The organism is Kitasatospora sp. NPDC033851 (assembly GCF_055576085.1).
Genome location: NZ_JBVIRL010000002.1, coordinates 668,610 through 693,819 on the forward strand (window position 1 = coordinate 668,610; position 25,210 = coordinate 693,819).

A 25,210-nucleotide genomic window follows, 5' to 3' on the forward strand; every position below is an offset into this window, starting at 1 on the left:
CGCGGCACCGTCCCACGGCGCAGCACCGCACTGCTCCCGCAGCGCCGCGCCACGGCGCAGCACCGCGCCGGGCAACGCGGCACGGCACCACCACAACGGCAGCGCCTTACGCCTGGACCGCGGCCCCCGGCACCGGCCCGTACGTCGCGTGCGCCGTCCGGCAGGTGCCGGAGGCCCGCAGGGCCTGGGCGACGGCGGCGGCCGCGTCGGCGTCCTTGGTGAGGAAGGCGCAGGTCGGCCCGGAGCCGGAGACCAGCGCGCCGAGGGCGCCCGCCTCGGTACCGGCCCGCAGGGTGTCAGCGAGTGCGGGGCGCAGCGAGAGCGCGGCGGGCTGGAGGTCGTTGGCGAGCGCGTCGGCCAGGGCGACGGCGTCGCCTTCGGCGAGTGCGGCGAGCAGGGCCTGGTCGGCGTCGGGGGTGGGGACGTCGGTGTCGCTGGAGCCGGTGCCGGCCTCGTCGCGCAGCCGGTCGCACTCGCGGAAGACGGCGGGGGTGGACAGGCCGCCGTCGGCGACCGCGAAGACCCAGTGGAAGGTGCCTTCGACGGCCAGCGGTTCGAGGATCTCGCCCCGGCCGCGGCCGAGCGCGACGCCGCCGAGCAGGGCGAACGGCACGTCCGATCCCAGCTCCGCGGCCAGCTCCAGCAGGGTGCCGAGCGGGGTGTCCAGCTGCCACAGCGCGTCGCAGGCGACCAGTGCCGCGGCGCCGTCGGCGCTGCCGCCGGCCATGCCGCCGGCGACCGGGATGGCCTTGGCGATGTGCAGGTGTACGCCCGGGTCGGCGATGCCGTGGTGGGCGGCGAGGAGGCGGGCGGCGCGGGCGGCGAGGTTGCCGTCGTCGAGCGGGACGGCGGCGGCGTCCGGTCCGGAGCAGGTCAGGGTGACGCCCTGCCCCGGGGTGGCGGTGACCTCGTCGCCGAGGGCGACGGCGAAGAAGACGTTGGCCAGGTCGTGGAAGCCGTCGGCGCGCAGCCCGCCGACCCCCAGCTGGACGTTGACCTTGGCCGGCACCCGTACGGTGATCACTCGTCGCCTGCCTTCGGCTTGTCCTCGCCCGCCTTCGGCTTGTGCTCGGCGATCGCGGCGAACTGCTCGACCGTCAGCATCTCGCCGCGCAGCTTGTGGTCGATCCCGGCGGCGGCGAGCGCCTGCTCGGCCCCGGCGGCGGAGCCGGCCCAGCCGGCCAGGGCGGCGCGCAGGGTCTTGCGCCGCTGGGCGAACGCGGCGTCGACGACCGCGAACACCTCGGTGCGGCTGGCGGTGGTCTTCGGCGGCTCGTGGCGGACCAGGGAGACGAGCCCGGAGTCGACGTTGGGGGCGGGCCAGAACACGTTCCGTCCGATGGCGCCGGCCCGCTTCACGTCGGCGTACCAGTTGGCCTTGACCGACGGGACGCCGTACACCTTGTTGCCCGGCTTGGCGGCGAGCCGGTCGGCGACCTCGCTCTGCACCATCACCAGGGTCCGCTCGATGCTGGGGAAGGTCGCCAGCATGTGCAGCAGGACGGGCACGGCCACGTTGTACGGGAGGTTGGCGACCAGCGCGGTGGGCGCCGGCCCGGGCAGCTCGGTGACCTCCATGGCGTCGCTGAAGACCAGGTCGAAGGCGTCGGCCTTGCCCGGCATCCGGGCCGCGACGGTGTCCGGCAGGTGCTGCGCCAGCACCGGGTCGATCTCGACCGCCGTCACGTGCCGCGCCACCTCGAGCAGCGCGAGCGTCAGCGAGCCGAGCCCCGGCCCGACCTCCACCACCGCGTCCTGCTCCGTCACCCCGGCGGCCCGGACGATCCGCCGCACGGTGTTGCCGTCGATGACGAAGTTCTGCCCGCGCTGCTTGGTCGGCTTCACGCCGAACGCGGCCGCCAGCTCCCGGATGTCGGCGGCGCCCAGCAGGTGGCTGTCAGGGGTGGGGTCGGTGGTGCTCACGCGCCAAGGATACGGGCGCGCGGGCGCCGGCCCCGACGCGCCGGACCCGACCGGGCGCTCCGACCGGCCCGCCGACCGCCCCGCCGACCGCCCCGCCGACCGGCGACTCCGACCGGCGACTCCGACCGAACGCTCAGTACCCGAAGGCCCGCGCCGTGTTCTCCGCGATGGCCGCCGACAGCTCGTCCTCGTGCAGCCCCAGGGTGGCGGCCATCGAGCGCACCGTGACCGGGATCAGGTACGGGGCGTTGGGCCGGCCGCGGTAGGGGTGCGGGGTGAGGAAGGGGGCGTCGGTCTCGACCAGGATCCGGTCGAGCGGGGTGGCGAGCAGCGCGTCCCGCAGCGGCTGGTTGGCCTTGAAGGTGACCGGGCCGGCGAAGGAGAGGTACCAGCCGTGCCGGGCGCAGGTCTTGGCCATGTCGGCGTCGCCGGAGTAGCAGTGGAAGACGGTCCGTTCCGGGGCGCCTTCCGCCAGCAGGACGGCGATGACGTCCTCGTGGGCGTCGCGGTCGTGGATGACCAGGGCCTTGCCGTGCCGCTTGGCCATCTCGATGTGGCGGCGGAACGACTCCTTCTGGATCTCGACGCCTTCCGGCCCGGTGCGGAAGTAGTCCAGCCCGGTCTCGCCGACCGCCCGTACCTGCGGCAGGGCGGCGAGCCGGTCGATCTCGGCGAGTGCCTCGTCCAGGGCGGCGGCGCCGCCGGCCTTGCGCTGCTGACCGGACCAGCCGTCCGCGTCGCCGAGGAAGATCCGCGGCGCCTCGTTCGGGTGCAGGGCGACGGCCGCGTGCACCTGCTCGTACTGGGCCGCCAGCTCGGCGGCCCAGCGCGAACCGGGCACGTCGCAGCCCACCTGGACCACCGTGGCGACACCGACGGAGGCGGCTCGGGCCAGGCCTTCGGCCGGGGTGCCGGACTGCATGTCGAGGTGGGTGTGCGAGTCGGCCACCGCCACTGCCAGGGGTTGCGGCAGCGGCGGCGGGGTCGACCGGTCGTCGTCCTTGGCGGCCATGTCAGGCGGCCGGCTTCTCTTCGAGGCGCGGGAAGAGGATCTCGCCCTTGGTGACGGTGGCACCGGCGGGCAGCCGGCCCCAGTCGGCCACGGTGGCGATGGTCTGCGCGGGCAGCGCGCCCAGCCCGGCGGCTTCGGCGCCCAGCGAGTCCCACAGCTTCTCGGCGGTGGTCGGCATCACCGGGTTGAGGAGGACGGCGGTGGCGCGCAGCGACTCGGCGGCGGTGTAGAGGATGGTCGCGAGGCGCGCCCGGCCCTCCGCCGATTCGTCCTTGGCGACCTTCCAGGGCTCCTGCTCGGTGATGTAGCCGTTGACCTGCTTGACGAACTCGAAGATCGCCGCGAGGCCGCCGGCGAAGTCCAGCTCCTCGCCGATCTTCCGGTCGGCCGTCGCGACGGCCTTGGTCAGCCCGTCGGCGACGGCCTGCTCGGCGTCGCCGGGCGCGGTGGCCGCGGGCAGCACCCCGTCGAAGTACTTGCCGACCATCGCGGCGACCCGGGAGGCCAGGTTGCCGAAGTCGTTGGCGAGTTCGGAGGTGTAGCGGGCGGTGAAGTCCTCCCAGGAGAACGAGCCGTCCGTGCCGAACGGGATCGCCCGCAGGAAGTAGTAGCGGTACGCGTCCACGCCGAAGTGCGAGGTCAGGTCGGTGGGCGCGATGCCGGTCAGGTTGGACTTGGACATCTTCTCGCCGCCGACCATCAGCCAGCCGTTGGCCACGACCCGCTTGGGCAGCGGCAGGCCGGCGGCCATCAGCATGGCGGGCCAGATGACCGCGTGGAAGCGGAGGATGTCCTTGCCGACCAGGTGGACGGAGGCCGGCCACAGCTCGGCGAAGCGCTCCGGGTCGCTGCCGTAGCCGGCTGCGGTGATGTAGTTCTGCAGCGCGTCGACCCACACGTAGAGGACGTGCTTCTCGTCCCAGGGAAGCGGCACGCCCCAGTTGAAGGTGGAGCGGGAGATCGAGAGGTCCTGCAGGCCCTGCTCGACGAAGCGCAGCACCTCGTTGCGGGCGGTTTCGGGGGCGATGAAGCCGGGGTTCTCGGCGTAGAACTCCAGCAGCTTCTCGCCGTAGGCCGACAGGCGGAAGAAGTAGTTCTCCTCCTCCAGCCACTCCACCGGCTTCTTGTGGATCGGGCAGAGCTTCTCGTCCTCGCTCGCGCCGTCGAGCAGCTCGTTGGGGAGCTTGTACTCCTCACAGCCGACGCAGTACGGGCCGGAGTAGCCGCCCTTGTAGATCTCGCCCTTGTCGTACAGGTCCTGGACGAACTCCTGCACGCGGTCGGTGTGCCGCTGCTGGGTGGTGCGGATGAAGTCGTCGTTGGCGATCTCCAGGTGCTCCCAGAGCGGCTTCCAGGCTTCCTCGACCAGCTTGTCGCACCACTCCTGCGGGCTGACGCCGTTCGCCTCGGCGGTCCGCAGGATCTTCTGACCGTGTTCGTCGGTGCCGGTCAGGTACCACACCTTCTCACCGCGCTGGCGGTGCCAGCGGGTGAGGACGTCGCCCGCCACGGTGGTGTACGCGTGGCCCAGGTGGGGGCGATCGTTGACGTAGTAGATCGGGGTGGAAACGTAGTACGCCGGGGCGTTCGTCCCGGTGGTGCTGTGGTCTGCAGTGGCCGCCATGGTCGGAAAGCTTAGTCGGGGACGCGGGCCGTCCTCGACCGAGTTGTGTCCCGGCCGGGGGCGGCCCTTCCCGCGTCCTCCGGTGTCAGCCCCGCGCCCTCCGGTATCAGCGCGGCAGCCTCCGGGGTCGGCCCGCCGGCCTCCGGGGTCAGCCCAGCAGCCGCGACCAGAACCGGGCCCAGCGTCCGCGCGGCTTGGCGGGCGCGGGCACCGGGGGCGGCCCGGCCGGCTCGGCGTGCGCCGGGTAGCCGGGGGCGTGGTGCGAGGGCCGGTCGGCGGAGGCTACCCGGCCCTCGCGCATGATCCGGACGGTGTGGCCACCGCACCCGGGGCAGGTCGGCTTGAGCAGCGGGGACGGCACCCGGACACCGTTGGCGTGGTACTCGAACACGACGTGCCCGTCCTTGGACACGTGGTGCTCGATGTCGTACGCCTGCTCCCAGCCGTACCCGCAGCGCAGGCACGCGAAGGAGTAGGCCTCCCGGACGGTCTCGACGGGAGTGTGCGCCCGCCCGGCCAGTCCGGCCGTGCTCAGCGCGTTGCCACCGCGGGGGTTACCGACAATGTCGCTCATAGCCGTCTCCCAGCGCCCGCCGGGCGCTCGCCCGGCTGGGTCTTTCCATTCCAGGAAATGCCCGGACCGCCCCGGCCGATGCCCCACTTGTGAAGACTTGGATGCGGATTGGGAAGCCCTATACGAAGGGCCTCCCCCGGACCGAAAACCGCGACCGAAACTTCAGCTCAGCGGGTGTTTACCGGGGCCTTCCCTCCAAGGTACGACTACCCGTGCGCAACGCAACCCCCGGGAATTCACCCCTTTTTCAGGCCCTCGGCCGAGCCTTCCCTCTTGGCCGCCACGACCGCGTCGAAGACCTCCCGCTTGGGCAGCGAGAGCTCCGCCGCGACCGCCGCGATGGCCTCCTTGCGCCGCTCCCCCGCCTCCTCGCGCACGGCCACCAGCCGGGCCAGCTCGGCCGGGGTCAGTTCCTGCGGCGCGGCCGGCGGGGCGCCTGCGACGACGACGGTGATCTCGCCCCTGACGCCCTCCGCGGCCCAGGCCGCCAGCTCGCCGATCGGCCCGCGCTTGACCTCCTCGTAGGTCTTGGTCAGCTCGCGGCAGACGGCGGCGGGGCGCTCCGGCCCGAACGCCTCGGCCATCGCGGTCAGCGCCTCGGCGATCCGGTGCGGCGCCTCGAAGAAGACCATGGTGCGCGGCTCGGCGGCGATCGAGGCGAGCTGTCGGGCCCGGTCGCCGGTCTTGCGCGGCAGGAAGCCCTCGAAGGTGAAGCGGTCGACCGGCAGGCCGGACAGCGCGAGCGCGGTGAGCACCGCGGACGGCCCGGGCACCGCGGTGACCTTGAGGTCCGCCGCGACGGCCGCGGCGACCAGCCGGTAGCCGGGGTCGGAGACCGAGGGCATGCCGGCGTCGGTGACCAGCAGCACCCGGGCGCCGCCGAGCAGCGCCTCGACCAGTTCGGGGGTGCGGCCGACCTCGTTGCCCTCGAAGTACGAGACGACCCGGCCCGCCGGGGTCACCCCGAGTGCCTGGGTGAGCCGGCGCAGCCGCCGGGTGTCCTCGGCGGCGATGACGTCCGCCGTCGCCAGTTCGTGGACCAGTCGGGGCGGGGCGTCCGAGACGTCGCCGATGGGGGTGCCTGCGAGAACGAGTACTCCTGTCACGGGCCCCATCCTTCCAGCTGCGGCCGCCGGGGGCTTTTGGTGACGATTCGGGCAGCTTCCGAGGGAGCGGACACGCGTACGAAGGGCGCCCCTACGATGTGGCGGATGAACGGCGACACGGCGGCGCAGACGCCCACTGGTACGGACCACTCCGCGCGGGGCGGCGTCGTTCTGCCGTCTCCCCGCTCACCCCGGACCGCACCCCCGGCCTGGCGCGAGCGCCTGGCCGCGCACGGCTACCGCGCCCGCCCGACCGCGCCGCTGGCCGAGCGCCTGGTGCCGCCGATGCCGGACGGCCCCCGGGTGACCCCGCGCGACGTGCCGCAGTCGCCGCTGCTGCTGCGCCTGGGCGTCTCGCTGCCGCAGGGCCTGTGGTACTTCCTGTGCCGCTGGTCCGGCTGGCTGGGCCCGGTCGCGGTCGCGGTGTTCGCCGGGATCCTGCGGTTCACCAACCTCGGCCAGCCGCACGCGATCATCTTCGACGAGACGTACTACGCCAAGGACGCCTACGCGCTCTGGCACGGCGGCTACGAGATCAGCTGGCCGGAGGAGGCCAACGCGACGATCATGACGCCCGGCGCGGCCGTCCCGTACCGGTCGGCCGCCTCGTACGTGGTCCATCCGCCGGTGGGCAAGTGGATCATCGGTGCGGGCGAGCAGCTGTTCGGCATGAACCCCTTCGGCTGGCGCTTCGCGGTGGCCCTGCTCGGCACGCTGTCGGTGCTGATGCTGGCCCGGATCGCCCGCCGGATGTTCCGCTCGACCCTGCTGGGCTGCGTGGCCGGCCTGCTGCTCTCGGTGGACGGCCTGCACCTGGTCCTCAGTCGGGCCGCCCTGCTCGACCTGGTGGTGATGTTCTGGATCGTCGCCGCCTTCGGCTTCCTGTTGCTGGACCGCGACCGCACCCGGGCGCTGCTGGCCGAGAAGCTGGGCGGGGTCGAGAACCCGGAGCTCGCCCAGCGGCTGGGCCTGGGCTGGCGCCCGTACCGGATCGCGGCCGGCGTCTGCATCGGCCTGACCTGCGCCACCAAGTGGAGCGGCCTGTACGTGATGGCGGCGTTCGGCCTGATGACCGCGCTCTGGGACGTCGGCGCCCGCCGCCTGGCCGGCGCCCCGCGCCCGTACCGCGCGGTGCTGGCCCGGGACGTGGCGCCGGCCTTCGTGTCGGTCGTCGTGGTCCCGCTGGCGGTCTACGTCGCGTCCTGGTGGGGCTGGTTCGCCAGCAGCAACGCCCCGGGGAAGGGCGGCTGGGGCCGGGACTGGGCGGTCGGCCGTTCCACCGACTACCCGTGGATACCCGAGGGCCTGCGCGCCCTGTGGCACTACCACTCGACGGTCTACGAGTTCCACACCCACCTGAGCGACCCGCACACCTACCAGTCGAACCCGTGGTCCTGGCTGGTGCTGGGCCGACCGGTCTCCTTCTACTACGAGTCCCCCAAGCTGGGACAGGCCGGCTGCACCGCCGCCGACTGCGCCCGCGAGGTGCTGGGCATCGGCACCCCGCTGCTGTGGTGGACGGCCGTGGTGGCCCTGGTCTACTGCCTGTGGCGCTGGGCGTTCCGGCGGGACTGGCGGGCCGGCGCGCTGCTGTGCGGCCTGGCCGCGGGCTACCTGCCGTGGTTCGCCTACCAGCAGCGGACGATCTTCCTCTTCTACGCGGTGGTCTTCGTCCCGTTCCTGGTGCTCGCGGTGACGATGCTGGTCGGCGCCCTGATCGGCCCGCCCGGCGCCTCCCGGGACCGCCGGATCATCGGCTCCGCGGCGGCCGGCCTGCTGGTGCTGCTGATCGTCTGGAACTTCCTGTTCTTCTTCCCGCTCTTCACCGGCCAGACCATCCCGCTGGAGGACTGGCGCCGCCGGATGTGGTTCAACAGCTGGATCTGACGGCGGGGCCCGACAGCCGGGCCCGACGGCCGGTCCACCCGGCCCGCGGTCCGGCACACACCGTGTCCCCCCGAATCATCCGTATGCGGTGCACGACACGTACCAGATCCGTCACAAGTCCCGGGCGTTTCGTCGGCGCACCGATTCCGCCTGCCTAGGGTGGGGGCGTACCGCGTTTCCGGCCCCGGCCGGTTGCGCCCGGCCGCGAGACCCCTGGGGGACCTGCACCATGCGCAGTGGCGCGAAGATCGGCATCATCACCGGCGTGTCCATCGCCGTCCTCGCGGGCGGCGGCTACGGCGCGTACAGCCTGATGGGCTCGGACTCCGACTCCGGGGGCAAGAAGGCCCGTACGGTGGTCGCCGAACCGCCGTCGGCCGACCAGGCGGCGTCGGGCGCGAAGGACTTCCTGGCGGCCTGGGCGGCCGGCGACATCGCCAAGGCGGCCTCGCTGACCGACGACCCGGCCGCGGCCACCACCGCGCTGACCGCCTTCCGGGACCAGGTGAAGCCGAGCGCGCTGACGCTCGCCCCGACCGGTCCGACCACCCAGCAGGTCTTCGCCGCCGCCACCGGCACCCCCGCTCCGGCCAAGCCTTCCGCCGGGGCCTCCGCGACGCCGTCCGCGGCCGGCACCCCGGGCGCCGGCGACTCGCCGTCCGCCTCGGCCACGCCCGGGCCCACCGGCACGCTGATGAGCTTCAAGGCCCGTGCCGAGTTCGAGGGCACCAACCGGGCCTGGGACTACCAGGGCTTCCTGGGCGTCGTGAAGATGAGCGACAACACCCCGGCCGTGCACTGGGCGCCGTCGGTGATCCACCCCCACCTGTCCGGCAACGAGACCATCGCCGTCCAGCAGGTCTTCGCCCCGCCGTCCACCGTGGTGGACCGCAACGGCAAGCCGCTGCAGGGCGCCTCGCTCACCCCGGCGCTGATGAACAGCATCCAGGAGAACGCCCAGAAGCTGCTCCCGCCGGACCCGGCCAAGGACCAGGACTCGGGCAAGGCCGTGGTGATCAGCGACCCGGCCGGCAAGGGCGCCACCGACAAGCTGTTCACCATCGTCGAGCCGAAGCCCGGCAAGCCGTTCAAGGTGACCCTCGACAACACCGTCCAGGCCGCCGCCGAGAAGGCGATGACCGACCTGGGCGGCAAGCCCGCCTCCATCGTGGCGATCGAGCCGAGCACCGGTCAGGTGCTGGCCTTCGCCAACTCGCCCGCCAACGGCCAGAACCGGGCCTTCGCCGGGCTGCTCGCGCCGGGCTCGACGATGAAGATCGTCACCTCGGCGGCGTTGCTGGAGGCCGGGGTCAACCCGGACACCGTGGTGCCCTGCCCGGAGAAGAGCAGCAACTCGGTGGCGATCCCGAACGACTTCCCCGGCGCCTTCCCGAACAACACGCTCCAGCAGGACTTCATGGTGTCCTGCAACACGGCCTTCATCAACCAGGGCCTGACCAGCCTCAAGCCGGAGACGCTGTCCTCCACCGCCAAGGACGTGTTCGGCATCGGCCTGGAGTGGAAGACCGGCCTGCCGAACACCGACGGCAAGGTGCCGGCGACGCCGGGCAGCAAGGACGAGCAGGCCATGAACTACATCGGCCAGGGCAAGGTCCAGATGAACCCGCTGGCGATCGCCTCGATCACCGCGACCGTCCAGAGCGGGGCGTTCAAGCAGCCCATCCTGGTCGCCGGCCTGCCGCAGCAGGCGGCGGCCCGCCAGATCTCGCCGGACGTCGCCGCCAAGCTGCGCGCGATGATGAACGCCACCGCCATCGGCGGCACGGCCAAGGACGTGATGGCCGGGATCACCGACAACGCGGGCGCCAAGACCGGCTCCGCCGAGGTCCAGGGCGCGTCCACCACCAACAGCTGGTTCACCGCCTTCCGCGGCAACATCGCGGTGGCCGCCGAGGTCCAGGGCGGCGGCCACGGCGTCGACGCGGCGGGCCCGGCGGTGGCCTCCCTCCTGAAGGCCGCCGCCGGCCACTGACCCACGGCTGGTCCCCCGTACGGAGCCCGCTCTCAGCCTCGCGGCAGGGCGGGCTCCGGCACGTCCGGCACCCGGCCGGGTGGCGCCGGGCGCCGGCTGCTCCAGCGCCGGGCCGCCAGCCGGGGCCAGATCACCAGCACCACCGGCAGCGCCAGGTACCCGAACCGCCCGGCCGGGGCGAGCATGAAGGCGATCGCGAGCCCGGCGGCCAGCAGGTCGGCGGCGGCGATCGCGGAGACCGGCGGCCGGGCCAGCAGCCAGATCGCCACCGCGATCAGGGCCACGGTCATCAGGGCCAGCGAGATGGCGTGCCCGGTCGGCCCGAAGCCGGCCAGCACCTTGCCGGGCAGCGGGCTGCCCGCCGGGGTGCGGATCGCGGTCATCCCGAGCGGGAAGCGCACCACCTGCTCGCGCAGCGCGTCCGACTGGGTCAGGACGGACGGCAGGATCACGGCCACGCTCACCCCGACCCCGATCAGCGCGGTCCGGGCGGCGGGCCGGCGCCCGTACAGCCGCCAGAGCAGCAGGACGGCGACCGGCAGGGCGGGCCAGGCCGTCCACTTCAGGGTGCAGGCGAGGGCGAGCACCAGTCCGGCGCCGACGGTGCGGTCCCGCTCGGCGAGCGCCATGGCCAGGCAGCAGACGCCGATCAGCGGCAGGTCCACCCCGCCGACCGCCAGGGCGAGCGCTATCAGCGGCGAGGCGGTGAGGACGGCCAGCGGCAGCAGGGGCGCGCGCGGGGCGCCGCCGACGGGGCGGGCGGGCCGCAGCAGCCGCCAGGCGGCCAGCAGGCAGACGAAGAAGGTCAGCGCGAACCAGATCCGGGCGTCCCCGGCGACCTTGGCGAAGGCGGTGGAGTCGCCGAGCAGCTGGCGCGGAAGCCCGAACAGGGCCATCGCCGGCAGGTACGGGTTGTAGTCGGTGACCACCACCGGGTGGGGCAGGTAGGCGTCGCCGGTGGTGAGCAGCAGGTGGGCCGAGCGTTCGACCACCATGACCTCGGACTGGTGGCGGCCGTGCAGGGCGAGCAGTCCGAGCGGTACGAGGACGGCGCCGACGAGGGCGACGGCGGCGCCGGCGTGGGCCGCGAAGCGGCGCGGCAGGGTCAGGCAGAGCAGACCGGCCAGGAGGTAGGCGGGGGCCGCGATCAGGCCCCACAGCCGCTGGTTGGCCAGGTCGGAGACGAGCGGGAAGGCTCCGGCCCAGCCGGCCGCGATGAGGCAGCCGAGCAGTTGGACGGTCCGCATCGAGGCGAGCTTGGCGGGATTCAGTCGATCGGGCGTGGGCGGAAAGGTGCTCTCGCCACGCTGTCGGGGGAACGGCCGGACGGAGAAGCCTCTCGGTGGTCGTCCGGGTCTGGACGACGTCTCGGTCGCGATGGACTGGGCCGGCGTTCTGCGGCGGCCGGTGAAGCGGCCGCGCGGGCGGGAGAAGCCGGGCGTGCGGGTGCTCACCATGGTGGAAGGTTATGGGTGCGGGCCCGGCCCTGTCGCCATGGCGTCGGGCACTGGGCGGGTGATGGCACGAAAAGGGCCGCCGGATGTCGTACCGGTCGGCGGCCCTTCACGTCTGGTTCGTCTGCCGGTCAGCCGGCGGTGCGGTCCGCCGGGACGGCCTCCCGCTCTGCCTGCTCCAGCCGCGAGTGCTTGATGCTGTAGCCGAAGTAGACGACCACGGCGACGGCGAGGGCGATCCCCCCGGCCCGGAAGGTGTCGGCGTGCAGACCGGTGATCAGGTAGACGCAGAAGCCGACGCTGACCAGCGGGACGACCGGGTAGCCGGGCACCTTGAAGCCGCGCGGCAGGTCGGGCTGGGTGCGACGCAGCACGATCACGCCGATCGAGACCACCGAGAAGGCGATGAGCGTCCCGAGGCTGGTGATGTCGGCCAGGACGTTCAGCGGGACGAAGGCGGCCAGCGCGCCCACGCCGAGGCCCACCACGAGGGTGTTCCAGACCGGGGTGCCGGTGCGCGGGGAGAGCTCGGCGAAGCGCTTGGGCAGCATGCCGTCGCGGCCCATCGAGTACAGGATGCGGGTCTGGCCGTAGATCACCACGAGGGTGATGCTGAAGATCGAGAGGATCGCACCGACCGCGAAGACCATCGCGGGCCAGCTCTGGCCGGTGATGTCCTGGAGGATCTGGGCGAGGCCGGCCTCCTGGCCGTCGAACTTCTGCCAGGGCTGGGCGCCGATGCCGGCCAGGGCGACCAGGATGTAGAGCAGGGTCACCACCACCAGCGAGATGATGATCGCCATCGGCAGGGTGCGGCGCGGGTTCTTGACCTCCTCGCCGGCGGTGGACACGGCGTCCAGGCCGATGAAGGAGAAGAAGATGCTGGACGCGGCGACCTGCACGCCGCCGATGCCGAGCGGCATGAACGGGCTCAGGTTGCCGGAGTGGAAGCCAGTGAGCGCGATGCCGATGAACAGCAGCAGGATGAGGATCTTGATCCCGACCATGGCCGCGTTGACCTTCACCGACTCGCTGACGCCGCGGATCAGCAGGACGCAGACCATCGCGACCAGCAGCAGCGCGGGCAGGTTGAACCAGTGGGTGCCGTCCGGCGCACCGGACAGCTGCTCCGGGATCTTGAACCCGAAGGCCAGGTCGAGGAACTTGTTCAGGTACTCGGCCCAGCTGACCGCGATCGCGGAGGCCGAGACGCCGTACTCCATCAGCAGGCAGATGCCGACGCCGAAGGCCACGCCCTCGCCGAGGGTGGCGTAGGCGTAGGAGTACGAGGAGCCGGAGACCGGGATCGCGGAGGCCATCTCGGCGTAGCAGAGCGCGGTGAGTCCGGCGGTGACCGCGGCGATCACGAAGGACAGGATGACGGCCGGGCCGGCCGAGGGCACCGCGGTGTTCAGCACGAAGAAGATGCCGGTGCCGATGGTGGCGCCGATGCCGATCGCGGACAGCTGCCAGAGGCCGATCGAGCGGCGCAGGTGGATGCCGGAGCGTCCACCCTCCTCGGGCGCGCCGGCCGGAAGGGCGTCGCGCCCTTCGCTCTCCGCGATCAGTGACGAGACGGGCTTGCGTCGCAGCAGACGCGCACCAATGGTGTTGCTGGCCAAAACCGCGGTCCTTCTGGGCAGGGGAGGGTGTCCTGGCGGCCGGCCACCCGGGACACCCGGGGGTGTCATCAGGGACCAACCGAACAAAGATGGGACAGTACCCGGCGAAAGCACCAGTGTCGCAAACGAACAGTCCGGATCAGCGCATTGTACGAAACGGAGCATATCGCTGTACAAACCGGACACTTCGCAAACGGCGCATCTGCCATCGGGCCGCTAAAGCAGCAGCTCAGCGGCACCGAGGGGGGTCAGCCGCCGAGCACCGCCCGCATCACCGAGCGGGCGATCGGCGCGGCCAGGGCGCCACCCGTGACATCCGTGGCGTCACTGTCCGCGACCACCACGGCCACCGCCACCGGCGGCACCGCGTCCGAGCCGGCCGGCTCGGCCCAGGAGATGAACCAGGCGTACGGCGTCTCGCTGTTGTCCACCCCGTGCTGGGCCGTCCCGGTCTTGCCGCCGACCACCGCCCCGCCGATCCGGGCGTTGCCCCCGGTCCCGTTCTCCACCACGTCGGTCATCAGCCTGCGCACCTGCGCGGCCACCGCCGGCGTCATCGCCTGCCGGTACGTCGCGGGCTTCATCAGCTGCACCGCGGTGCCGTCGCTCTTCGTCAGCTTGTCCACAAGCTGTGGACGCATGACCGTCCCGTCGTTGGCGACCCCGGCCGCGACCATCGCCATCACCAGCGGGGTGGCCGCCGTGTCGAACTGGCCGATCGAGGAGAGCGCCAGCTGCGACTCGTCCATCCTGGTGTCGACGTTCGACCGGGCCGCACGCACCGGGATGTCCAGCCTCGCGTCGTTGAAGCCGAAGTTCCCGGCCATCGCCACCATCCGGTCCAGGCCGGTGCGCACCCCGAGGTAGCCGAGCACGCTGTTGCAGCTGGCGGTCATCGCGGCGTCCAGCGACAGTCCGGGCCGGTCGCAGGCCGGGGTGTCGTTGACCAGCGGCGTGGTCGTCCCGGGCAGCACGTACGGGAAGGGCGCCCCGGTCGGCGCGTCGATGTCGGTGACCACGCCGTTCGCGAGCGCGGCCGCGGCGGTGACCACCTTGAAGGTCGAGCCCGGTGGGTAGGTCTGGCGCAGCGCCCGGTTGAGCATCGGCTGGTCGGTGTCGGCCTGCAGCCGGTTCCAGGCCTCCTGGTCGGCGGCGGCGGAGCCGGCGAAGGCGCCGGGGTCGTAGGAGGGCGTGCTGGCGAGCGCCAGGATCCGCCCGGTCGCGGGCTCGATCGCGGCGACCGCGCCCTTCTGCGCGCCGAGCCCGCGCACCGCAGCTTCCTGGGCCGCCCGGTTCAGCGTGGTGTACACGTCCCCGCCGGGGTTCTGCCTGCGGGCGACGGCGTCCCAGATCGCCCAGCCGGCCAGCCGGCCGTCGGTGCCGGTCAGCAGGTCGTCCTCGGTCCCCTCCAGCTGGGTGTTGCCGTACGCCTGCGAGGCGAAGCCGGTGACGGCCGCGTAGGTCGGGCCGTCGGTGTAGCTGCGCTTGTACGCGTACCGGCCGCCGGTGGGCTCGGAGCCGGTCACCCGCTCCGAGCCGACGAGGATGTCGCCGCGCGGCTGGGCGTACCGCTCGACGGTGAGCCGCTGGTTGGCGCTGTTGTGGTCGAGGTCGTCGGCCTGGAACACCTGCACCCGGGTGGCCTGGACGCACAGCGCCGCGACCAGCAGCAGGCAGAAGGTGCCCGCGCGGCGCCCGGTGACCGAGATGCCGGGCAGTCCCTGCGGTCCGTTGCCCCTCGGCCGTCGGCGCGCCATCAGACCTCCTCATGGGGCGCGGGGCCCTGAGTGGTGTCACTCATGAGGGACCGATGAGCGACATCGCTCATGCGGGACCGCCGAGCGGTGTCACTCATGCGCACCAGCAGCGCGACGATGATCCAGTTGGTGACCACCGAGGAGCCGCCCTGGGCGATGAACGGCATGGTCATCCCGGTCAGCGGGATCAGCGCCAGCACCCCGCCCGCGACCACGAACACCTGCAGCCCGACGATCGAGGCCAGGCCGATCGCCAGCAGCCGCCCGAACGGGTCGCGCAGCGCGATGCCGGTCCGGAAGCCCCGGGAGATCAGCACCGCGTACAGCAGGAACACCGCGATCAGCCCGGTCAGGCCGAGTTCCTCGCCGATGGTGGCGAGGATGAAGTCCGACTTGGCGGCGAAGCCGATCAGCACCGAGTGCCCGTTGCCCAGCCCGGTGCCGAGCTCGCCGCCCCAGGCGAAGGCGAACAGCGACTGGGCGATCTGGTTGGCGCCCCGGCCCGCCGCGATCGAGCCCAGCGGGTCCAGCCAGTCCGCGACCCGGCTGTGCACGTGCGGCGAGAGCCGGCCCACCGTCACCGCCCCGACCGCGGCCAGGCCGAGCCCGATCGCGATCCAGCCGGTGCGCGCGGTGGCCACGTAGAGCATCACCACGAACAGGCCGAAGAACAGCAGTGAGGTCCCGAGGTCGGTCTCCAGAACCAGCACGCCGACGAAGGCCGCCCAGATCAGCAGGACCGGCCCGATCACCCGCCCGCGCGGCAGCTGCCGGCGCCGGACCCGGCGGCCGGTCAGCGCCAGCGCGTCCCGGTGCACGGCCAGGTAGGCGGCGAAGAAGACCGCCAGCAGGATCTTGGCGAACTCCCCCGGCTGGAAGGAGAGCGGCCCGATCACGATCCAGATCCGGGAGCCGTACACCGGCGGGAAGAAGATCGGCAGCACCAGCAGGACCAACGCCCCCAGGGCCCCGATGTACGCGTAGCGCTGCAGCCGCCGGTGGTCGCGCACCAGCAGCACCACCGCGATGAACAGCGCCACCCCCAGGGCGGACCAGAGCAGCTGGGTGGAGGCGGCGGCGCGGCCCGGGGCGGCCCGGTCGAGCCGGTAGATCACCACCAGGCCGATCCCGTTCAGCAGCACCGCGATCGGCAGCAGCAGCGGGTCCGCGTACCGGGCCCGCCACCGGACGACGGCGTGCGCCGCGAGCGCGAGCACGCCGAGCGCGGCGCCGTACTCGGCCGCGTCGGCCGGCGCCGTGCCGTCCAGGTTGACGCCGACCTCGACGTAGCCGAACACGGCGGTCAGGACGGCGGCGAGCACCAGGACGAGCTCGGTGGTGCGCCTGGTCGGCACCGGCCGGCTCGGCCGGGCGGCGGATCTCGTCACGGCGGAGGGTGTCGCCACGGACCGTCCTGGGGGTCGCGGGGTGCCCGGTGCCGCCGTCCGGGGGATGCCGATCGGGGCGGCTGTCAGGCGGGGAGGGTCAGCCGGCGGCGGCGTTGCGAGGCGACGGCGCCGGCACCCTGGTTCGTCACCCTAACGAGCACTATCCATGTGGATGGACTGTTACCTGCGGTGTGTCCGTTTTTGCCGGACCCGCCGGGGTGCCCACCCCAGCCGCCGCCCGGCCGCCGCCCGGCCGCCGCCCGGCCGGTTCCGGGCCGCGCCGGCGTGCGGATTCCTCGTCCGCGCGCCGGAGTTCACGCCGGATCGGACCGACGTACGGTCCGGACTCGTTTCGCCATGGCGAACTGATGATCCCTAGGATCGGCCGGGTGACTACCGGACGACGACCACAGACCAGGCTCGGCAGCCTGTTGGCCGCCCTGGCGATAACGGGCGCCTCGCTGCTCCTCGGCCTGCCCGCCCACGCCGACGAACCATCAGCCGGCGCCGCTCCCGCATCGAAGGAGGCCCCCCGGGTCGACCTCGTCCTGGACGTCAGCGGCTCCATGACCGCCACCGACATCCAGGGCAAGAGCCGCATCTCGGTGGCCCAGCAGTCGCTGAACGAGGTGATCGACGCGCTGCCCGCGGAGACCGAGTTCGGCATCCGCACGCTGGGCGCCAACTACCCCGGCAACGACAAGAACCTCGGCTGCCAGGACACCAAGCAGCTGTTCCCGGTCGGCAAGACCGACAAGGTCGAGGCCAAGACCGCGGTCGCCACCCTGCGGCCCACCGGTTTCACCCCGATCGGGCTGGCCCTGCGCGGCGCCGCCCAGGACCTCGGCAAGGGCGAGACCACCCGCCGCGTGGTGCTGATCACCGACGGCGAGGACACCTGCACCCCGCCCGACCCCTGCGACGTCGCCCGTGAACTCGCCGCCCAGGGCATCCACCTGGTGGTCGACACCCTCGGCCTGGCCCACGACGACAAGACCCGCCAGCAGCTGCTCTGCATCGCCAACGCGACCGGCGGCTCCTACACCGACGTCCGCACCCCGCAGCAGCTCACCGACAAGGTGAAGCAGCTGGTCGACCGCTCCAACGACACCTACACGGTGGCCCCGGTCAAGACCTCCGGCACCGACAAGTGCGAGAGCGCCCCGGTGCTCGCCCCGGGTGTCTACACCGACCGCGAGAAGTTCTCCGAGCACCGCGTCTACAAGGTCCCGGTCAAGGCCGGCCAGGAGCTGCGCGCCTCCGTCAGCGTCGCACTGGACCGCCCGGTGGCCCGGGACTACGGCGTCCTGCTGCAGGCCACCAGCGCGACCGGCCAGGAACTGGTCCGCGGCACCGACGCCGGCAGCAGCCGCACCGACGTGATCTCCACCGGCCTGCGCTGGTCCACCGACGACTCCAAGGGCTACGTCACCGCGAGCCCGACCTCCTCGTCGAAGGAGTCGAAGGAGAAGCCGGCGACCAGCGTCTGCCTGGTCGTCAGCAACTCGCTGGCCGCGCAGGCCGGCGTACAGGCCGACCCCGGCCTGCCGCTGGAGCTGACCGTCGACCTGGCCTCCTCCTCGCCCGCCCCCGAGGGCGCCGCGATGGGCCTCGGCCGCGGCTGGATCCTGCTGCTCACCCTCACCCTGGCGGGCCTGGTCTTCGGTCTGCTGTTCGGCTGGATCGCACGGTGGCGGATCGCCGTCTGGCGGGAGAACTGACCATGCGTACGACGACTCGCGGCGCCCTCGCCGCCCTCGCCCTGCTGCCCGCCCTCGCCATGGGCGCGCCGGCCGCCACGGCCGCGCCGTCCCCCTCGGCCAGCGCGAGCGGCACCCCGGCCCCGGCCACCAAGGCCGGCACCTCCTTCCTGACCGCGGTCAACCTCTCCCCCGGCCAGGACGCCAACGTCGCCGCCTCCACCGGCGACTACCTGTACTGGGCGTTCGGCGCCTCCGAGGGTCAGACCCCGACGGTCAAGCTGTCCGTCAATCTGGCCCCCGCGACCGACCGGCACGGCCCGCAGACCTGGTCCGTCGAGGTCTTCGACGGCCTGCGCCGCCGCCAGGCCTGCACCGCGGGCACCCAGAACGCCACCGCCGACCAGGCCGCCACCACGGTGGCCCTCGACTGCGCCCTGCGCGAGGTCCGCACCTGGGCCGAGCCGTGGTCCGGCGACCCGCTGCCCGGCACCTACTACGTGCGGCTGTCGGTCACCGACGTCCCGCAGCCGGACCTCGGCCTGGCCGCCTCCGTGCAGCTGCACGTCGCCGCCAAGGGCGACTCCGACAACGCCCAGCCGGAGGGCGGGGAGCTGAAGGCCCCGCTGGTCCCGCCGGTCGGCGGCGGCGCGAGCACCGCCAGGGCGGCCGCCCCGGTGGCGGAGGAGGAGCACTGGTACACCGGCTGGTTCTCCGGTTGGAACAGCCGCTGGTACTGGACGATCGGCGGCGGCTTCCTGGCCGCGCTGGCGGGCGTCCTCGGCTACAACCTGACCCGGCACCCGCACGGCCGACGGCCCGGCCGCTACGGCGCCGTCCCGCCCCAGGGCTCGCATCAGAGCGGTTCCTACGCCGACCGCCCCTGACCCGCGCCCCAACACGACCCGAGGGCCGGCCGGAGAGTTCTCCGACCGGCCCTCGGCCGTGTCCGGTGTCAGCCCGGAGGCCGGCCCGGGAAGAGGTCAGCCCCGGAAGAGGTCGTGCCCCACGTCGGACGGGACCACGTCCTGGACCGGCTTGCTGCCCGGGCCGGGCACGTGCTCGCCGGGCACGGGCTCGCCGCCCTCCCGGTGCAGCAGCACCACGCCGTCCTCGGCCCAGAGCTGCCGGTACCCGTGCTCCAGCAGCAGCCGGATCCGCTGGGCCTGCTCGGTGTCCGTGGCGAACGGGAAGGAGCGCTTGTTCGACCGGGTGAGCACGTACTCGCGCCCGCGCGGCGTGCCGTCCACCAGCACCACGTCCGTCCGGGCGGTCAGCCGCGGCGCGATCTGGTTGTCCGCCTCCACCGAGGCCCCGTCCGGGATCAGCGCGGCCGCCCGCACCAGCGCCGCCTCGCTCGGCTTGGCCTCCCAGGATGCCGGTACGGCCAGCTGCAGCAGCCCGATCGGTACGGCGGCCACCAGCGCGATGCCGGCCGTGCCGAGGCCGAGCAGCCGCGCCCGCCGGACGGTCCGCGCGGGCTGCTCGGCGCTGCTCAGCCGGCCGAGCACCTCGACGGCGGCGGTGAGCAGGATCGGCCAGAGCAGCGAGTCGTAGTGCCGGGCGATCGACCAGTGGTTGGGGTTGCTGGACAGGATCCGCTCGGCCAGCAACGGCACCGCGCACAGCACGGTGGCCGAGCGCAGCGGCAGCAGGAGCGTCGTCCCGAACAGCCAGAGCAGCAGCAGCGGCTTGAGCGGCTGGTCGAAGGCCGTCTGCACCAGCAGGAACGGGTTGTGCAGCAGGTGGCGCAGCGCGTCCCCGCCGTCCGCGCCGAGCGCCGTGTAGTTCCAGTAGTAGCCGGGCTCCCCGCCCATCGCCGGGATCAGCCACGTGATCGCGGCGGCCGAGGCGACCGGCCCGCCCAGCAGCAGCCCGAGGCCGGTGAAGCGGCCCGCCCGGTCCCCGGTACGGCGGGTGCGCAGCAGCAGCACCAGCCCGTACGCGCCGACCATCAGGCCGAGGTCCTCCTTGGTGCAGCACAGCAGTACGGCGGCGAGCACCACCGGGCCGTACCGGCGGGCCAGGCCGCGCTCCAGCATCAGCAGGGTCAGCGGCACGGCGAAGGCGACCTCGTGGAACCCGACCCGGGCGGCGACCAGCAGCGGCCAGCCGAGCGCGTAGGCCAGGCCGGCCAGGTCGGCGGCCCGCCGGGCGGTGCGCGGCTGGGCGGCGGCGAAGGCGTGCGCGGTGATCCGCCGGATCAGCGGCACCCCGGCGGCGAAGAGCAGCGACTGGCCGATGATCAGCGAGCGCGGGTCGTCCCAGATCCAGTAGAGCGGCGCGAGCAGTGCCAGGACCGGCGAGAAGTGGTCGCCCAGCAGCGAGAAGCCGGGCGGGAACTCGTGGTGGTAGCTCTTCAGCGAGGAGACGGGCAGCCCGAAGTGGGCGTAGCCGCGCACGCCCTGGTCGAAGATGCCGAGGTCGAAGCCGCCGAGCGACACCGACGTCCAGCCCTGCAGACCGATGGCGCACATCACCGCGAAGCAGAGCGCGGTGAGCAGCGCGGTGCGCCGGGCCGGGCCGAGCAGGAGGGCCGCGGCCGCGTTCCGGGCGGCCGGCGCGGCGGCGGGCGGCGACGGGGGTGCGGTCTGGGTGGTCACGTCAGGTCTGTCCGTCCGGTGTGGGGTCCGTCGGTCCGGTTCGTCGGGTCCGGTCCGTCAGGTCCGGTTCGTCAGCGCGGGATCGCGGTCCGGCTTGGCGGTCAGGAGCGCCCGGGCCCCGGCGCCGGTCCCGTCCACGGCCTGCCGCCGGGCGCGGTACACCCGCACGCCCAGGACGACCAGGACGGCGATCCCGATCGGCGGGTAGATCGCGCCGGGCAGCTGCCAGTACCAGTCGACTCCGCGGCCCCACCGGTGCGGCACCGTCCACATGACGTGGGAGAGGAACACCAGCAGGGTCACGCCGAGCAGGACCTGCCGCGCCCTGGTCCGGGCCTCGACCACCAGCAGGGCGATCAGCGGCACGCACCAGACCCAGTGGTGGGTCCAGCTGATCGGCGAGACCAGCAGCGCGGTGAACGCGGCGCAGACCCCGCCCCAGGCGTCGGCCCGGCGCAGCACCCGCGCCGAGCGCCCGGCCAGCACCGCCACCCCGAGCCCGAAGGCGCCGACCAGCGCGGAGGCGGCCAGCCCGACCAGGCCCGGGTCGTTGACGTCGAGCAGCCGGCAGACGGCGCCGCGCAGCGACTGGTTGTCCACCAGGACGGTCACGCCGACCCGGCTCGGGTCCCACAGGTACCTGGTCCAGAACCCGTACGAGGCGTCGGGCAGCAGGGCCCAGCCGATCAGGCCCGCCACCAGGAACGTGCCGGCCGAGACCAGCGCGGCCCGGACCCGGCCGGTCAGGAACAGGTAGACCGCGAACAGGCCCGGGGTGATCTTGATGGCGGTGGCCAGGCCGATGCCCACGCCCTTGAACCGGTTGCGGTCCGGGCGGGTCAGGTCCCACAGCACCAGGCAGAGGATGCCGAGGTTGACCTGGCCGTACTGGAAGGTGGTGAAGACCGGCTCCAGCCAGATGCCCAGGCCGGTCGCCAGGATCACCACGGCGGGGCGGTGCTGCTTAGGCCACCCGGCCAGCTTGAGCGACAGGTGTACGGCCACGGCGAGCAGCACGTAGTTGAGGAGCATCACCAGGATGCGCAGGGTGCTCACGTCGAACCAGGTGCTCGGCACGAAGAGCATCGCGGCGAACGGCGGGTAGGTGGCCGGCAGGTCCCAGCCGGGCAGCCGCATCGCGTAGAGGTCCTCGCCGCGGACGACGGCCTGGCCCTCGGCCCGGTAGACCAGCATGTCGACCATGGTGGCCGCGTGGGCGTGCCGGAAGAAGGTGAACACCGCCAGTGACACCGCTGCCACGCAGGTCGCCGCGAGGGTCCAGGAATTCGATCTTCCGGTTGCCGGGGTGCCGCCGGATTCGTCCGGGCCGGACCGTCGCACCCACCGTGTCAGACCGAACTCGCGCACCGCGATGGCACCCCGTTGAGATAGACCAGATCGTTCCGTCGTCAGCGTCTGGGCCCACCCACCATAACCGACCCCCCTGAGGCCCAAACCGCGTCAGAAACCGCCCCCGGAGGGCGTTGTGATCCCGACCACGGCGAGTCTCCGGGTCGGCTCGGACTCGGTTCGGCGCCACAAAACACGAAATCCCGCCGGGAGTTGCCTCCCGGCGGGATTTCGGTGGACCGGCCGGAGCCGATCCGTTGGGTGGAGCTGAGGGGATTCGAACCCCTGACCCCCTCGATGCGAACGAGGTGCGCTACCGGACTGCGCCACAGCCCCAACGAGAAGAAACTCTAGCACCTTTCGGAGGGGGTCCGTGACCACCCCCCGGAGCGGTGCCGATCGGGGGGCGGACCGGTCATTCGTTGGCCGCGCGGGGGCGGGCCTCGGGGGCCTGCGGCTCGGCGTACTGGTCGAAGAGCGGGGTGGTGCGGGATTCGGCGGGACGGCCCGCGGTCCAGGTGCCGGGCGCCGACAGGTCGAGGCCGCGGGAGACCCGGGGGGCGACCGGCGCGGTGACGTACGTCGGCAGCGGGACGGGCACCGGCTCCCAGGAGTCCGGGCCGGCCGCGCCGCGCTCACGCATGCCGTCGACCCACTCCTCGTGCTCGGTCGCCTCGGCCACCGCCGAGGCGGAGGGCACCACGACGGTGGCCTCCTCCGGGTCGGCGGCCAGCCGCAGGTGCGGGCGGCCGGCGGTCCGCGCCCGGGCGCGCGCGGGCGGAGCCGGCTCCGCCTCGGCCGGGGCCGCGTCGGCCGCCTCGGCCGAGGCGCGCTGCTGCTCGCGCTTGCGCAGCCGCTCGGCCGCCTGGGCGGCCCGGACGCGGTCGAGCTTCACCTCGTACCGCTGGCGCTCCAGCTTGCGCAGGTGGCCGATGTACAGGGTGAGGAGGGCCGCCGGGACGGCCGGGACCCAGAGGAAGGCCAGTCCGGCCACCGCCGCGACCACCGCGCCGAGCGCGAAGGAGAGGAAGAGGGCGGTGACCATCCGGCGCCGGCGGGCCAGCAGCCGCGCCCGGCCTTCGACCCCGACCTGCGGCGCCGGGGCGGGCCGTTCGGCCGGGCGCTGCGCCGGGGGTTCGGGCTCCCGCGCCGCGGGGTCGCCGGAGGCGGCCTCGTCCCGTTCGGGAGGGCCGTCGTTGCTGTGCTCGTCGTCACGCGGTTCGTCGCCCAGGGCCCGGGCTGCCCGCCGTTCCAGCGCCGAACGCCCGGCCAGCAGGCGGATGGCGGTGCTGAAGCGTTCCGTCGGGCGCGCCTCGTTGAGTTCGTCCTGCCTGCGGAGCCACATCGGCACCAGATAGGCGGCCCAGGCCCCTACGATGACGGCGTAGATAAGGCCGCTACTGCTCACGATTCACACCGTACGGGCGCCGGGGAAGGCCTGGCAGCAATTTGACGCGGCGTGTCGTGTGATCAAGCTGATTCTCCGACTATTTTGCCGGTATTTGTGACGGTCCGCCACCGGGCCGATGCCATATCGATATTTCTTTCGAACATATATTCAATTACTCGGTTCTCGCCCGGAACTGAGCGCCCGCCAGCGTTCGAGCATCCCCTCCGGAACCTCCTCGTCGGTCAGCGCGTAGACGAGGTGGTCGCGCCAATCGCCGTCGATGTGGAGATAGCGCGGGCGGATTCCCTCCGAGCGGAAGCCGAGCTTTTCCACCACGCGCCGGCTCGGGACGTTCTCCGGGCGGATGCAGACCTCGATCCGGTGCAGTCCGAGCGTGCGGAAGCAGTAGTTCACCGAAAGCGCCACGGCGGTCGGGATGATGCCCCGGCCGGCCACCGCCTCGTCGACCCAGTACCCGATGTTCGCCGAGCACATCGAGCCCCAGGTGATCCCGCCGACCGTCAACTGGCCCACCAGCTGGCCCTTGTAGAGCACGACGAAGGGCAGCATCCGGCCGGCCGAGGCCTCGCCGCGCAGGAAGCGGACCATCTGCCGGTACGTCGGGCGGGGCCCGGCGGCCTGGCCGGGCGGACCGGGCGGCACGGTGGCCTCCCACCGGCGCAGCCAGTCCCGGTTGCGGCGGCTCACTTCCTGCCAGTCGCGCTGGTCGCGGGCCCGGATCGGGCGCAGCGAGACCTCCCCCTCGTGGAGTTCTACCGGCCAGCCGGCGTTCAGTGCCCTCTCCTGGATGCTGGAGCCCCGGGTGCCGGGGCGTCGGGCCGGGGGTGGTCCCCGCCGCCGAGCTGGTCGACGGCGTGGGCGAGCAGCGGCCCCAGGACGGCGAGGCCGTCCTTGACGCCGCCGGTCGAGCCCGGCAGGTTGACGATCAGGGTACGTCCGGCGAGGCCGGCGAGCCCGCGGGAGAGCGCCGAGGTGGGCACCTTCTCCCGGCCGTACGCGCGGATGGCCTCGGCGATGCCGGGGACCTGCCGGTCGATCACCCGGGCGGTCATCTCGGGGGTGAGGTCCATCGGGGAGATGCCGGTGCCGCCGGTGGTCAGCACGACGTCGTAGCCGGCCGCGACGGCCTCGCGCAGCACGGCCTCCACCGGCTCGCCGTCCGGGACGACCCGGGGGCCGTCGGCGGTGAAGCCCATCGCGGTCAGGCCGGCCACCAGCAGCGGGCCGCCCTTGTCCTCGTAGACCCCGGCCGAGGCCCGGTTGGACACCGTGACGGCCAGCGCCTTCCCGGCGTGCGCCGTCACGCGTCCACCTCCGGGGCGAACCAGTCGCCGCTCTTGCCGCCGGTCTTGCTGAGCACCCGGACGGACTCGATGGCGGCGCCCTTGTCCACGGCCTTGACCATGTCGATCACGGTCAGCCCGGCCACCGCGACGGCGGTCAGCGCCTCCATCTCGACGCCGGTGCGGTCGGCGGTCCTCACGGTGGCGGTGATCTCCACCGCGTCGTCCGCGACGGCGAGGTCGACCTTGACGCCGGAGACCGCGATCGGGTGGCAGAGCGGGACCAGGTCCGGGGTCTTCTTGGCGCCCATGATCCCGGCGATCCGGGCCACCGCGAGGGCGTCGCCCTTGGGCACGCCCTCGCCGCGCAGCAGCTCGACCACCTTCGCGGAGACCCTCACCCGCCCGGCGGCGACGGCGGTGCGCGCGGTGGTGGCCTTCTCGGAGACGTCGACCATCCGGGCCGCGCCCTGGTCGTCGACGTGGGTGAGGCGGTCGCCGGGGGGAGGTGTCGTCACGGGTA

At 73.1% G+C, this 25,210-nt stretch carries 20 protein-coding genes and 1 tRNA gene; 4 read left to right on the forward strand and 17 right to left on the reverse strand.

Annotated elements, in window-relative coordinates; genetic code table 11:
• Positions 1-106: 106 nt before the first annotated feature.
• The 6 genes from ACZ51D_RS06135 to rsmI form a co-directional block, all read right to left on the reverse strand.
• On the reverse strand, positions 107-1,024 hold the full coding sequence (locus ACZ51D_RS06135) for a 4-(cytidine 5'-diphospho)-2-C-methyl-D-erythritol kinase (protein ID WP_465661330.1): 918 nt from the start codon (positions 1,022-1,024) through the stop codon (positions 107-109).
• Entirely contained in the window at positions 1,021-1,923 is a 903-nt protein-coding gene (rsmA, locus tag ACZ51D_RS06140) for a 16S rRNA (adenine(1518)-N(6)/adenine(1519)-N(6))-dimethyltransferase RsmA (RefSeq protein WP_465616682.1), read from the reverse strand. The genes ACZ51D_RS06135 and rsmA overlap by 4 nt, the downstream gene beginning before the upstream one ends.
• Positions 1,924-2,056: 133 nt before the next feature.
• Positions 2,057-2,935: a TatD family hydrolase gene (locus ACZ51D_RS06145; RefSeq protein ID WP_465616680.1), complete on the reverse strand. Its 879-nt coding sequence runs from the start codon at positions 2,933-2,935 to the stop codon at positions 2,057-2,059.
• Between the two features lies 1 nt (position 2,936).
• Complete coding sequence (gene metG, locus ACZ51D_RS06150; RefSeq protein ID WP_465616678.1) at positions 2,937-4,559, reverse strand: methionine--tRNA ligase; 1,623 nt, start codon at positions 4,557-4,559, stop codon at positions 2,937-2,939.
• Between the two features lie 148 nt (positions 4,560-4,707).
• Positions 4,708-5,133: a hypothetical protein gene (locus tag ACZ51D_RS06155; protein WP_360494266.1), complete on the reverse strand. Its 426-nt coding sequence runs from the start codon at positions 5,131-5,133 to the stop codon at positions 4,708-4,710.
• 236 nt (positions 5,134-5,369) lie between these two features.
• On the reverse strand, positions 5,370-6,239 hold the full coding sequence (rsmI, locus tag ACZ51D_RS06160; RefSeq protein ID WP_465616676.1) for a 16S rRNA (cytidine(1402)-2'-O)-methyltransferase: 870 nt from the start codon (positions 6,237-6,239) through the stop codon (positions 5,370-5,372).
• Between the two features lie 96 nt (positions 6,240-6,335).
• Between rsmI and ACZ51D_RS06165 the strand changes: the two genes are divergently transcribed.
• Together ACZ51D_RS06165 and ACZ51D_RS06170 are read left to right on the forward strand one after the other, a co-directional pair.
• Positions 6,336-8,126: a dolichyl-phosphate-mannose--protein mannosyltransferase gene (locus ACZ51D_RS06165; RefSeq protein WP_465616674.1), complete on the forward strand. Its 1,791-nt coding sequence runs from the start codon at positions 6,336-6,338 to the stop codon at positions 8,124-8,126.
• A gap of 229 nt (positions 8,127-8,355) precedes the next feature.
• Complete coding sequence (locus ACZ51D_RS06170; RefSeq protein WP_465616672.1) at positions 8,356-10,119, forward strand: penicillin-binding transpeptidase domain-containing protein; 1,764 nt, start codon at positions 8,356-8,358, stop codon at positions 10,117-10,119.
• A gap of 32 nt (positions 10,120-10,151) precedes the next feature.
• Here ACZ51D_RS06170 and ACZ51D_RS06175 read toward each other — a convergent pair whose 3' ends face one another.
• The 4 genes from ACZ51D_RS06175 to ACZ51D_RS06190 form a co-directional block, all read right to left on the reverse strand.
• Positions 10,152-11,366, reverse strand: a complete 1,215-nt coding sequence (locus ACZ51D_RS06175) for a glycosyltransferase family 87 protein (protein ID WP_465661332.1) — start codon at positions 11,364-11,366, stop codon at positions 10,152-10,154.
• A gap of 338 nt (positions 11,367-11,704) precedes the next feature.
• Positions 11,705-13,264, reverse strand: a complete 1,560-nt coding sequence (locus ACZ51D_RS06180) for an amino acid permease (protein ID WP_465616668.1) — start codon at positions 13,262-13,264, stop codon at positions 11,705-11,707.
• 179 nt (positions 13,265-13,443) lie between these two features.
• Positions 13,444-14,952: a penicillin-binding transpeptidase domain-containing protein gene (locus tag ACZ51D_RS06185; RefSeq protein ID WP_465616666.1), complete on the reverse strand. Its 1,509-nt coding sequence runs from the start codon at positions 14,950-14,952 to the stop codon at positions 13,444-13,446.
• Positions 14,952-16,340, reverse strand: a complete 1,389-nt coding sequence (locus tag ACZ51D_RS06190; RefSeq protein ID WP_465661334.1) for an FtsW/RodA/SpoVE family cell cycle protein — start codon at positions 16,338-16,340, stop codon at positions 14,952-14,954. Before ACZ51D_RS06190 ends, ACZ51D_RS06185 begins: the two co-directional genes overlap by 1 nt.
• Positions 16,341-16,729: 389 nt before the next feature.
• Between ACZ51D_RS06190 and ACZ51D_RS06195 the strand changes: the two genes are divergently transcribed.
• Both ACZ51D_RS06195 and ACZ51D_RS06200 read left to right on the forward strand, forming a co-directional pair.
• Complete coding sequence (locus ACZ51D_RS06195; RefSeq protein WP_465661335.1) at positions 16,730-18,061, forward strand: VWA domain-containing protein; 1,332 nt, start codon at positions 16,730-16,732, stop codon at positions 18,059-18,061.
• A 2-nt stretch (positions 18,062-18,063) separates the two neighbouring features.
• Complete coding sequence (locus ACZ51D_RS06200; protein ID WP_465661336.1) at positions 18,064-18,927, forward strand: peptidase; 864 nt, start codon at positions 18,064-18,066, stop codon at positions 18,925-18,927.
• A 96-nt stretch (positions 18,928-19,023) separates the two neighbouring features.
• Here ACZ51D_RS06200 and ACZ51D_RS06205 read toward each other — a convergent pair whose 3' ends face one another.
• The 7 genes from ACZ51D_RS06205 to moaC all read right to left on the reverse strand — a co-directional run bounded on the left by ACZ51D_RS06205 (position 19,024) and on the right by moaC (position 25,145).
• Positions 19,024-20,643: a DUF2079 domain-containing protein gene (locus ACZ51D_RS06205; protein ID WP_465661338.1), complete on the reverse strand. Its 1,620-nt coding sequence runs from the start codon at positions 20,641-20,643 to the stop codon at positions 19,024-19,026.
• A 57-nt stretch (positions 20,644-20,700) separates the two neighbouring features.
• The gene (locus ACZ51D_RS06210; RefSeq protein ID WP_465661340.1) at positions 20,701-21,903 is read right to left on the reverse strand and encodes a glycosyltransferase 87 family protein; all 1,203 of its coding nucleotides are present in this window, start codon (positions 21,901-21,903) and stop codon (positions 20,701-20,703) included.
• Positions 21,904-22,255: 352 nt separating this feature from the next.
• Positions 22,256-22,329: transfer RNA gene (locus tag ACZ51D_RS06215), tRNA-Ala, on the reverse strand.
• A 79-nt stretch (positions 22,330-22,408) separates the two neighbouring features.
• On the reverse strand, positions 22,409-23,401 hold the full coding sequence (gene sepX / locus ACZ51D_RS06220) for a divisome protein SepX/GlpR (RefSeq protein WP_465661341.1): 993 nt from the start codon (positions 23,399-23,401) through the stop codon (positions 22,409-22,411).
• Positions 23,402-23,551: 150 nt separating this feature from the next.
• A complete protein-coding gene (locus ACZ51D_RS06225; protein WP_360494809.1) occupies positions 23,552-24,178 on the reverse strand; it encodes a GNAT family N-acetyltransferase in 627 nt (208 codons plus the stop codon).
• Positions 24,175-24,708 (reverse strand): MogA/MoaB family molybdenum cofactor biosynthesis protein, encoded by a 534-nt coding sequence (locus ACZ51D_RS06230; RefSeq protein ID WP_360494304.1) that lies wholly within the window; start codon positions 24,706-24,708, stop codon positions 24,175-24,177. The genes ACZ51D_RS06225 and ACZ51D_RS06230 overlap by 4 nt, the downstream gene beginning before the upstream one ends.
• Positions 24,705-25,145 carry a cyclic pyranopterin monophosphate synthase MoaC gene (moaC, locus tag ACZ51D_RS06235; RefSeq protein ID WP_360494812.1) on the reverse strand — a complete coding sequence of 147 codons (441 nt, stop codon included), beginning with the start codon at positions 25,143-25,145 and terminating at the stop codon, positions 24,705-24,707. The genes ACZ51D_RS06230 and moaC overlap by 4 nt, the downstream gene beginning before the upstream one ends.
• Positions 25,146-25,210: the final 65 nt, after the last annotated feature.

Coding starts and splice junctions, on each gene's coding strand:
- ACZ51D_RS06145 (WP_465616680.1), bottom strand. CDS start 2,935: ATGGCCGCCAAGGACGACGACCGGTCGACCCCGCCGCCGCTGCCGCAA.
- metG (WP_465616678.1), bottom strand. CDS start 4,559: ATGGCGGCCACTGCAGACCACAGCACCACCGGGACGAACGCCCCGGCG.
- ACZ51D_RS06155 (WP_360494266.1), bottom strand. CDS start 5,133: ATGAGCGACATTGTCGGTAACCCCCGCGGTGGCAACGCGCTGAGCACG.
- ACZ51D_RS06165 (WP_465616674.1), top strand. CDS start 6,336: ATGTGGCGGATGAACGGCGACACGGCGGCGCAGACGCCCACTGGTACG.
- ACZ51D_RS06170 (WP_465616672.1), top strand. CDS start 8,356: ATGCGCAGTGGCGCGAAGATCGGCATCATCACCGGCGTGTCCATCGCC.
- ACZ51D_RS06175 (WP_465661332.1), bottom strand. CDS start 11,366: ATGCGGACCGTCCAACTGCTCGGCTGCCTCATCGCGGCCGGCTGGGCC.
- ACZ51D_RS06180 (WP_465616668.1), bottom strand. CDS start 13,264: ATGACACCCCCGGGTGTCCCGGGTGGCCGGCCGCCAGGACACCCTCCC.
- ACZ51D_RS06185 (WP_465616666.1), bottom strand. CDS start 14,952: ATGGCGCGCCGACGGCCGAGGGGCAACGGACCGCAGGGACTGCCCGGC.
- ACZ51D_RS06200 (WP_465661336.1), top strand. CDS start 18,064: ATGCGTACGACGACTCGCGGCGCCCTCGCCGCCCTCGCCCTGCTGCCC.
- moaC (WP_360494812.1), bottom strand. CDS start 25,145: ATGGTCGACGTCTCCGAGAAGGCCACCACCGCGCGCACCGCCGTCGCC.